Genomic DNA, 9,374 nt, shown 5'->3' with positions numbered 1-9,374 from the left:
ACATTCCGGTTGATCCTGCCGGAGGCCATTGCTATCGGAGTCCGATTTAGCCATGCTAGTCGCACGAGTTTAGACTCGTGGCATATAGCTCAGTAACACGTGGCCAAACTACCCTACAGACCGCGATAACCTCGGGAAACTGAGGCCAATAGCGGATACCACTCTCATGCTGGAGTGCCGAGAGTGAGAAACGTTCCGGCGCTGTAGGATGTGGCTGCGGCCGATTAGGTAGATGGTGGGGTAACGGCCCACCATGCCGATAATCGGTACGGGTTGTGAGAGCAAGAACCCGGAGACGGTATCTGAGACAAGATACCGGGCCCTACGGGGCGCAGCAGGCGCGAAACCTTTACACTGCACGACAGTGCGATAGGGGGACTCCGAGTGCGAGGGCATATAGCCCTCGCTTTTCTGTACCGTAAGGTGGTACAGGAACAAGGACTGGGCAAGACCGGTGCCAGCCGCCGCGGTAATACCGGCAGTCCAAGTGATGGCCGATATTATTGGGCCTAAAGCGTCCGTAGCCTGCTGTGTAAGTCCATTGGGAAATCGACCAGCTCAACTGGTCGGCGTCCGGTGGAAACTACACAGCTTGGGGCCGAGAGACTCAACGGGTACGTCCGGGGTAGGAGTGAAATCCTGTAATCCTGGACGGACCACCAATGGGGAAACCACGTTGAGAGACCGGACCCGACGGTGAGGGACGAAAGCCAGGGTCTCGAACCGGATTAGATACCCGGGTAGTCCTGGCTGTAAACAATGCTCGCTAGGTATGTCACGCGCCATGAGCACGTGATGTGCCGTAGTGAAGACGATAAGCGAGCCGCCTGGGAAGTACGTCCGCAAGGATGAAACTTAAAGGAATTGGCGGGGGAGCACCACAACCGGAGGAGCCTGCGGTTTAATTGGACTCAACGCCGGACATCTCACCGGTCCCGACAGTAGTAATGACGGTCAGGTTGACGACTTTACCCGACGCTACTGAGAGGAGGTGCATGGCCGCCGTCAGCTCGTACCGTGAGGCGTCCTGTTAAGTCAGGCAACGAGCGAGACCCGCACTTCTAGTTGCCAGCAATACCCTTGAGGTAGTTGGGTACACTAGGAGGACTGCCATTGCTAAAATGGAGGAAGGAATGGGCAACGGTAGGTCAGTATGCCCCGAATGGACCGGGCAACACGCGGGCTACAATGGCTCTGACAGTGGGATGCAACGCCGAGAGGCGACGCTAATCTCCAAACGGAGTCGTAGTTCGGATTGCGGGCTGAAACCCGCCCGCATGAAGCTGGATTCGGTAGTAATCGCGTGTCAGAAGCGCGCGGTGAATACGTCCCTGCTCCTTGCACACACCGCCCGTCAAAGCACCCGAGTGGGGTCCGGATGAGGCCGTCATGCGACGGTCGAATCTGGGCTCCGCAAGGGGGCTTAAGTCGTAACAAGGTAGCCGTAGAGGAATCTGTGGCTGGATCACCTCCTACTGATCGGGATTGGGGCTTTGCCCCAACCCACCTTACACCAACTGGTGATTGTAACATACGAACGCCGTCGTCCTCTGGACGACATCGTTCTGGCTTACAATCACCGGTTGCCGGTGTTCGAGAACTCCGTCGACCGGGCACCTATGAACTATCAGGGCTAACAACGTGCGGATCTGCCGGGCCCATAGCTCAGCGGGAGAGCGCCGCCTTTGCAAGGCGGAGGCCCTGGGTTCAAATCCCAGTGGGTCCATACGACGTGCCAGCCCCGAACCGTGCCCCTTAAGTGTGGGGCGGCGTTCGGATGTGATACGACGACAGATGCACCAGGCCGGGTGAAACCGCGCCTGGGAAGGGTCGATTCGCCCACCATCTCCACCTTGGGGGCGAATATGAAACCGTGTGTACGTGCGATCCAGGCGTCCACTGGACTCGTTCAGTTGAACGAGTCACAACGACGTTGGCTACTATGCCAGCTGGTGGATTGCTCGGCTCAGGCGCTGATGAAGGACGTGCCAAGCTGCGATAAGCTGTGGGGAGCCGCACGGAGGCGAAGAACCACAGATTTCCGAATGAGAATCTCTCTAACAATTGCTTCGCGCAATGAGGAACCCCGAGAACTGAAACATCTCAGTATCGGGAGGAACAGAAAACGCAATGTGATGTCGTTAGTAACCGCGAGTGAACGCGATACAGCCCAAACCGAAGCCCTCACGGGCAATGTGGTGTCAGGGCTACCTCTCATCAGCCGACCGTCTCGACGAAGTCTCTTGGAACAGAGCGTGATACAGGGTGACAACCCCGTACTCGAGACCAGTACGCTGTGCGGTAGTGCCAGAGTAGCGGGGGTTGGATATCCCTCGCGAATAACGCAGGCATCGACTGCGAAGGCTAAACACAACCTGAGACCGATAGTGAACAAGTAGTGTGAACGAACGCTGCAAAGTACCCTCAGAAGGGAGGCGAAATAGAGCATGAAATCAGTTGGCGATCGAGCGACAGGGCATACAAGGTCCCATGACGAATGACCGACGCGCGAGCGTCCAGTAAGACTCACGGGAAGCCGATGTTCTGTCGTACGTTTTGAAAAACGAGCCAGGGAGTGTGTCTGTATGGCAAGTCTAACCGGAGTATCCGGGGAGGCACAGGGAAACCGACATGGCCGCAGGGCTTTGCCCGAGGGCCGCCGTGTTCAAGCGCGGGGAGCCATGTGGACACGACCCGAATCCGGACGATCTACGCATGGACAAGATGAAGCGTGCCGAAAGGCACGTGGAAGTCTGTTAGAGTTGGTGTCCTACAATACCCTCTCGTGATCTATGTGTAGGGGTGAAAGGCCCATCGAGTCCGGCAACAGCTGGTTCCAATCGAAACATGTCGAAGCATGACCTCCGCCGAGGTAGTCTGTGAGGTAGAGCGACCGATTGGTGTGTCCGCCTCCGAGAGGAGTCGGCACACCTGTCAAACTCCAAACTTACAGACGCTGTTTGACGCGGGGATTCCGGTGCGCGGGGTAAGCCTGTGTACCAGGAGGGGAACAACCCAGAGATAGGTTAAGGTCCCCAAGTGTGGATTAAGTGTAATCCTCTGAAGGTGGTCTCGAGCCCTAGACAGCCGGGAGGTGAGCTTAGAAGCAGCTACCCTCTAAGAAAAGCGTAACAGCTTACCGGCCGAGGTTTGAGGCGCCCAAAATGATCGGGACTCAAATCCACCACCGAGACCTGTCCGTACCCGTTACAGGGTAATCGAGTAGATTGGCGCTCCAATTGGGTGGAAGCAGGGATGAGAATTCCTGTGGACCGATTGGTGACGAAAATCCTGGCCATAGTAGCAGCGATAGTCGGGTGAGAACCCCGACGGCCTAATGGATAAGGGTTCCTCAGCACTGCTGATCAGCTGAGGGTTAGCCGGTCCTAAGTCACACCGCAACTCGACTGTGACGAAATGGGAAACGGGTTAATATTCCCGTGCCATCATGCAGTGAAAGTTGACGCCCTGGGGTCGATCACGCCGGGCTTTCGCCCGGTCGAACCGTCCAACTCCGTGGAAACCGTAATGGTACGAAGCGGACGAACGGCGGCATAGGGAAACGTGATTCAACCTGGGGCCCGTGAAAAGACGAGCATGATGTCCGTACCGAGAACCGACACAGGTGTCCATGGCGGCGAAAGCCAAGGCCTGTCGGGAGCAACCAACGTTAGGGAATTCGGCAAGTTAGTCCCGTACCTTCGGAAGAAGGGATGCCTGCTCCGGAACGGAGCAGGTCGCAGTGACTCGGAAGCTCGGACTGTCTAGTAACAACACAGGTGACCGCAAATCCGCAAGGACTCGTACGGTCACTGAATCCTGCCCAGTGCAGGTATCTGAACACCTCGTACAAGAGGACGAAGGACCTGTCAACGGCGGGGGTAACTATGACCCTCTTAAGGTAGCGTAGTACCTTGCCGCATCAGTAGCGGCTTGCATGAATGGATTAACCAGAGCTTCACTGTCCCAACGTTGGGCCCGGTGAACTGTACATTCCAGTGCGGAGTCTGGAGACACCCAGGGGGAAGCGAAGACCCTATGGAGCTTTACTGCAGGCTGTCGCTGAGACGTGGTCGCCGATGTGCAGCATAGGTAGGAGACATTACACAGGTACCCGCGCTAGCGGGCCACCGAGTCAACAGTGAAATACTACCCGTCGGTGACTGCGACTCTCACTCCGGGAGGAGGACACCGATAGCCGGGCAGTTTGACTGGGGCGGTACGCGCTCGAAAAGATATCGAGCGCGCCCTATGGCTATCTCAGCCGGGACAGAGACCCGGCGAAGAGTGCAAGAGCAAAAGATAGCTTGACAGTGTTCTTCCCAACGAGGAACGCTGACGCGAAAGCGTGGTCTAGCGAACCAATTAGCCTGCTTGATGCGGGCAATTGATGACAGAAAAGCTACCCTAGGGATAACAGAGTCGTCACTCGCAAGAGCACATATCGACCGAGTGGCTTGCTACCTCGATGTCGGTTCCCTCCATCCTGCCCGTGCAGAAGCGGGCAAGGGTGAGGTTGTTCGCCTATTAAAGGAGGTCGTGAGCTGGGTTTAGACCGTCGTGAGACAGGTCGGCTGCTATCTACTGGGTGTGTTATGGTGTCTGACAAGAACGACCGTATAGTACGAGAGGAACTACGGTTGGTGGCCACTGGTGTACCGGTTGTTCGAGAGAGCACGTGCCGGGTAGCCACGCCACACGGGGTAAGAGCTGAACGCATCTAAGCTCGAAACCCACTTGGAAAAGAGACACCGCCGAGGTCCCGCGTACAAGACGCGGTCGATAGACTCGGGGTGTGCGCGTCGAGGTAACGAGACGTTAAGCCCACGAGCACTAACAGACCAAAGCCATCATTCATACGCACTGTGACTCATTCACCGACGATTTACTCGTCGCTGAACGAGTCCAGGCGCAATCTGGATCGCACGGACACACGGTGGAGACCGATCGAGACTGGTATATTCGCGGTTCGATTCCGCGACTCGACGTTAGGCGGCCACAGCGGTGGGGTTGCCTCCCGTACCCATCCCGAACACGGAAGATAAGCCCACCAGCGTTCCGGGGAGTACTGGAGTGCGCGAGCCTCTGGGAAATCCGGTTCGCCGCCACCATTCATATCTTAGCCCACTCAGGAGAGCTATCTCTCCCGAGTGGGCTTTCCGTATTTATAAGCAGTGCGTAACTACATGACTGAGGCGAGAGTCAACTGTATGGCTCGCGAAGTCAAACTGAACGAACTCACTGCCCTCCTTGAAACAGCGTCCTACCCGTTGTCGGTCGAAACTGCTCGACGGGAGTTCGACGACGTACAGCTTGTGTACGCAGACGGGTCCGAACCATTAGCTGCGGTACTGGATCGCATTAGTGACGAGCAGTTCAGCTCGCCGGACGAGGCGCAGTCGTCGATCTACAATGCGCTCCCGGTCGAAGGCGTCGGCGAACCGGGTCAGTCAGAGGGTGAAGGCTAATCGAATCCGCTACCCTTAAGCGAACGAGTTGATTACCTCTATCCGCGCCAAGGTGGCAGAGTCCGGCCTAACGCAGCGGCCTGCAGAGCCGCCCATCGCCGGTTCAAATCCGGCCCTTGGCTTTTATACCGTTACAGTGATTGTGAGCAGCAGCTATCGGTGCCATTCCATCGCAGGCTGTCCGACGTATCGGCTTGGGCCCGTCTGAGCTAGTATTTCCGCTGGTCGAATCTGGGCGGTGTCACTCTGCTTCGACGGGAATCGTGTGGACGCGGCGGAGCGGTTCGATGTGGGCTTTCGCCTGCTCGTCCAGCGGGAACGTCCCGTGGATGTCGGCCGGGACTTGCCCGTGGACAACACGTCCAAAGGGAGCGGCGGCAGTAGGATACAACTGCTTGACAAGCCGGGCGATCGGGTCTGCGACATTGAGGCCGTCCAGCGCTTCTTTCACGGCCGTTTCGCCGACGTGAACGGACTCCCCTTGTATCAAAATGAACGCAAACGGCGGGTCGTCGAACTGCGCCCGGAGGAACGCCTGAATCGCGTCGGATTCCCAGGGAACGGGCGTGATGTCCGTGGCACAGCGGGTTACCGTCTCGGCGGCGCGCCGGAACAGGTCAGTACTGCCGTCGTAGACGAGAAGCGACTGAGTCACATCTATAATACGGCTTTCGGCCGTTTGAACGTTGTGTAGTGTCACAACGGCTTATAATTCTGCAGCCCGGTGGTCCTGTATGGGCACACGGGACGAACCGACGGCCAGACTCCGTCGACGACTCGAAACCGCACTGGCGGATGCGCTTGCCGATGGCGTATCGTGGGCGGTCTCCACCGACAGGCCAGTCGTCGCTCGCCTGCCTGATCGCGAGTTCGTGTTCGAACGGCATGATGGCCCGGACGGGCCCCGGTGGACAGTCGTACTACGCGCTGAGGGTGCGGTTGTGAGCAAATTCGGGCGGTTCGAGACGGTTGACGATGTCGTGGAGACGGTCGAATCGCTTGCAGCCTCTGCTGTCCAGTACACAGTTTGCTGTGACGGCTAATCGTGCTGCGGTAGCTCTCGGCGGACGAGCCTGACCTGACCTGACCTGACTCCGACAACCGCTCTGTTGCTTGGCCAGGATGTTCGTCCCATTCCTCGCCAATGCGCTCGAAAAGTAATCATTAAACGGCGCGGCGACTGACCGTTCCCATATGCAACGACGAGCCGCGGCGGCGTACTTCGCGTTCTTCCTCGTTATCAGTGTTGCAGCGTACGCCTATATCGGCGTCGCGGAGAGCCAGCGGCCGGCGGTATCGCTCGACGCAGACGCTGAACTGACAAACGAAAGTACGTTCACTGTCGACGGAACGGAGTACACGGCCACGAACATCCACATGTCCGGTGGCGGTGGTGGCGGCCACGGCGGTGGTGGCGGTGGTAGTATGGTCGCTGATCTCTCGTGGACGAACGAATCATCGCGATATACCGCGACATTAGAGCACAACGCCACGGCGACCTATCAGAACGACACCTACCGCGTGTACACTGACAGCAACGAGAGCACCGTGACACTCGAAGAAGAGCTCAACGTCAGTGCGCTTCTGGCCGAGGACTCCTCGGTCCAGAACACGCTAGCGACCCAGAACGGGACCGAGTACGTGGTCTACCGGTCGAACAATACGCAAGTCCCACTGAGCGAGTGGCTTCCGGAGCCGGAGACGGTGTCGTTCACCACCGGTGACACCTACCCGTACGCGACCGATAGCGGCACCCAGGAAACCACTATCGCCGAAGTGACGGCCGATGGTGCGACGCTTGAGTGGTTTGCCCCGCGGGAAAACACAATCGAACTTTCGGAGGGTGGAAATGTCACGCTGAACGAGCAGCAGTTCTTCACGCACTTCCCGGATCATAGCACCGTCCAGATCGTCCCGATTCAGCAGTACGACCAGTACCAGGAGACACTCGACCAGCAGGACTACTTCCACGAGCGTAAGAACGGCATCTGGGGCGTCTCGATACTTTCGGGCATCGCCGCCGTGTTGATGCTGTCGATGGCGTATCTGCCTGTCCGCGGATAACAACTGCGTCCGTTTTCGGTTCTGTTCTTGGCGACCGACTTACGTATCGGCCGTCCAGCTAACGTACGCCAGTCCCACACCGATTCCACTCATCGCGAGCGCCGCGAGCAGCTGTATGATCGCTGTTGTCATAGACGCATGCGTCTGCCACGGTGTGCTAGCTATCGTCGCAAGCGTAGCGATGACAAGCAATACGCCGACAGTAACACCAAGCGGGCGCAATGGCTGTGTGAGTCCCTTTTGAATCGTGCCGAAGGTTCCGTCCATACTGGGACCATTCGCCGTCTCGGTGGTAAATGAACCGGTCTCGTATCTCTGATTTCCGGTCGTCGGCAGGACAACGGGCCGGGAGGGAGTTGAACCGGAGCCAGACGTGCTCACTGCGTTGCGCGCGACTGGCAGGACTCAACTCCTCCATGGCGTTGCCACTGCTCACTGTCGTTCACAGGGCAACGGGCGGGGAGGGAGTTGAACCACCTCCACTTCGCTCACTGCGTTCGCTCGTGGCGTAGTTCAACTCTTCCCGCTTCTGTTCGATACCGCTCGCTGTTGCTCGCGGATATCTCACGGGCCGGGAGGGAGTTGAACCCCCGACCATCTGGTTAAAAGCCAGACGCTCTGCCTAACTGAGCTACCGGCCCTCGCTATTCGCTGGGGGGAGTGGCGATTAAGGCCTTACGGTCCGCCGTCGAAATACGACTCGATAGCCTCGCTGATGACTTCCCCGGGAGACGCTCCATCAAGTGCGGCCTGTCGGCGGAGTCGGCAGTAGGCGTCGCGGCTGAGCTGTGTCCGTAACTCACCCAGCGCATACCCCTCCCTGGCGAGTGCTGCGCTGACGGATGCACTATCGTTGACACTGCTTGCGACCGAGCGAATCTGTCGGACGGTGAGATCGTGGTCGATGGCGGCCCACGCAAGCAGGAGCCGGGACTCGCCGGAGACTCTGGCGATGTGTTTGGCTGCCGTCGGTGCGATCTCCCCTTTGGCGACGTGGATACGGACGGATCGGGGGAGGTCGTGGACGCGGGACCATTTCCGGATGAACGAAACCGAGGCCTCGCCACCGGCCCGCTCAGCAGCGGCTTTGTAGGACCCTTCACCGCGTACTAAAGCTGCACACGCGGCCGCGCCACGCAGAATGAACACGTTATCGTCAGCTCCGGCGGTGTTCTCGGAGAATTTCTTGACAGTTCTGGCGGCGAGTTCGAGGCTCTCGGGGTCGTCAGGGTCGAACTCGACGGCCTCCTCGGGTCGCTGTCCGGTGAGTGCTGGGTCACCGCGGATGACCGGTTTCCCGACCGGTGACTCCCGGTCGGTCGATGGAACGTAGTTGTCGGGCCCCTCAGGCATCGAGATGTGCTTGGGGAGCGCCGCACAAAAGTATCCCGTACGGGGTGCCATACAGACTCTCATCTGTCATTTCTGACTGTCGCCGACCCGGTGTCGGCGGATATCGGGACACCGTTACGATAGTCTCAGTCGTCGGATGCGCTCTCGCGCTCTTCGCTCATGTGTTCCCAGATCTCTGTGCAACCGCAGCCATCCTCGACGTTGTCGAGGTGGTCTGTGGTCGGCTCTTCGCGTTCGGCGTCTTCGTCGTGGGTCTGTTGTGCGTTCGTCATCGTTTCTGTCACAGCGACGACCTGGACGGCCGCCACGTGGTGTCGTACTCCTTCGTAACGGCCCCACTATCTTAAACACGGACTCTCCTGTAAGCTTGGCCCGCACTGCGGCCTACAGGCAACATATGTGTGTATCTTGTACGCGACCCTATAAACTGCGGGTTATGATACCGTAACACACGCACCACACGACAGCAGCGGCTTCAACCAAGCTCCG

General features: G+C 58.3%; 7 protein-coding genes, 3 tRNA genes and 3 rRNA genes. 8 read left to right on the top strand and 5 right to left on the bottom strand.

The window, feature by feature from the left end:
* Positions 1-2: 2 nt before the first annotated feature.
* From Harman_RS07165 to Harman_RS07140, 6 genes are all read left to right on the top strand, one after another.
* Positions 3-1,474, top strand: a 16S ribosomal RNA gene (locus tag Harman_RS07165).
* A 180-nt stretch (positions 1,475-1,654) separates the two neighbouring features.
* Positions 1,655-1,726: transfer RNA gene (locus Harman_RS07160), tRNA-Ala, on the top strand.
* Between the two features lie 201 nt (positions 1,727-1,927).
* Positions 1,928-4,857 (top strand): 23S ribosomal RNA (locus tag Harman_RS07155).
* Between the two features lie 131 nt (positions 4,858-4,988).
* A 5S ribosomal RNA gene (rrf, locus tag Harman_RS07150) occupies positions 4,989-5,111 on the top strand.
* Together the 16S, 23S and 5S rRNA genes with 1 tRNA gene alongside form the textbook arrangement of a ribosomal RNA operon.
* Before the next feature lie 99 nt (positions 5,112-5,210).
* Positions 5,211-5,468 carry a DUF5789 family protein gene (locus Harman_RS07145; RefSeq protein ID WP_137683098.1) on the top strand — a complete coding sequence of 86 codons (258 nt, stop codon included), beginning with the start codon at positions 5,211-5,213 and terminating at the stop codon, positions 5,466-5,468.
* A 46-nt stretch (positions 5,469-5,514) separates the two neighbouring features.
* A tRNA-Cys gene (locus tag Harman_RS07140) sits at positions 5,515-5,590 on the top strand.
* A 119-nt stretch (positions 5,591-5,709) separates the two neighbouring features.
* On the opposite strand, the gene Harman_RS07135 is transcribed toward Harman_RS07140, so the two are convergent.
* Positions 5,710-6,123, bottom strand: coding sequence for a hypothetical protein (locus Harman_RS07135; protein WP_137683097.1), 414 nt, complete (start codon positions 6,121-6,123; stop codon positions 5,710-5,712).
* A gap of 79 nt (positions 6,124-6,202) precedes the next feature.
* On the opposite strand from Harman_RS07135, the gene Harman_RS07130 reads away from it, so the two are divergent.
* Positions 6,203-6,511 (top strand): hypothetical protein, encoded by a 309-nt coding sequence (locus tag Harman_RS07130; protein WP_137683096.1) that lies wholly within the window; start codon positions 6,203-6,205, stop codon positions 6,509-6,511.
* A gap of 151 nt (positions 6,512-6,662) precedes the next feature.
* Positions 6,663-7,532 carry a hypothetical protein gene (locus tag Harman_RS07125; RefSeq protein ID WP_137683095.1) on the top strand — a complete coding sequence of 290 codons (870 nt, stop codon included), beginning with the start codon at positions 6,663-6,665 and terminating at the stop codon, positions 7,530-7,532.
* Positions 7,533-7,571: 39 nt separating this feature from the next.
* On the opposite strand, the gene Harman_RS07120 is transcribed toward Harman_RS07125, so the two are convergent.
* The 4 genes from Harman_RS07120 to Harman_RS07105 form a co-directional block, all read right to left on the bottom strand.
* Positions 7,572-7,799, bottom strand: coding sequence for a hypothetical protein (locus tag Harman_RS07120; protein ID WP_137683094.1), 228 nt, complete (start codon positions 7,797-7,799; stop codon positions 7,572-7,574).
* Between the two features lie 300 nt (positions 7,800-8,099).
* Positions 8,100-8,173 (bottom strand) — tRNA-Lys (locus tag Harman_RS07115).
* A 34-nt stretch (positions 8,174-8,207) separates the two neighbouring features.
* Positions 8,208-8,885: a DUF7119 family protein gene (locus Harman_RS07110; RefSeq protein WP_137683093.1), complete on the bottom strand. Its 678-nt coding sequence runs from the start codon at positions 8,883-8,885 to the stop codon at positions 8,208-8,210.
* Between the two features lie 125 nt (positions 8,886-9,010).
* Positions 9,011-9,193 (bottom strand): hypothetical protein, encoded by a 183-nt coding sequence (locus Harman_RS07105; RefSeq protein ID WP_137683092.1) that lies wholly within the window; start codon positions 9,191-9,193, stop codon positions 9,011-9,013.
* Positions 9,194-9,374 lie beyond the last annotated feature (181 nt).

Origin of the sequence: Haloarcula mannanilytica, from assembly GCF_005406125.1 — an archaeon.
GTDB classification, from domain to species: Archaea; Halobacteriota; Halobacteria; order Halobacteriales; family Haloarculaceae; genus Haloarcula; species Haloarcula mannanilytica.
This window is presented reverse-complemented; position numbering and strand designations above follow the sequence as displayed.

What these genes read in the sequence shown, in the direction of transcription:
- Harman_RS07130 (WP_137683096.1), top strand. Translation starts at nt 6,203, where the DNA reads ATGGGCACACGGGACGAACCGACGGCCAGACTCCGTCGACGACTCGAA.
- Harman_RS07120 (WP_137683094.1), bottom strand. Translation starts at nt 7,799, where the DNA reads ATGGACGGAACCTTCGGCACGATTCAAAAGGGACTCACACAGCCATTG.
- Harman_RS07125 (WP_137683095.1), top strand. Translation starts at nt 6,663, where the DNA reads ATGCAACGACGAGCCGCGGCGGCGTACTTCGCGTTCTTCCTCGTTATC.
- Harman_RS07145 (WP_137683098.1), top strand. Translation starts at nt 5,211, where the DNA reads ATGGCTCGCGAAGTCAAACTGAACGAACTCACTGCCCTCCTTGAAACA.
- Harman_RS07110 (WP_137683093.1), bottom strand. Translation starts at nt 8,885, where the DNA reads ATGCCTGAGGGGCCCGACAACTACGTTCCATCGACCGACCGGGAGTCA.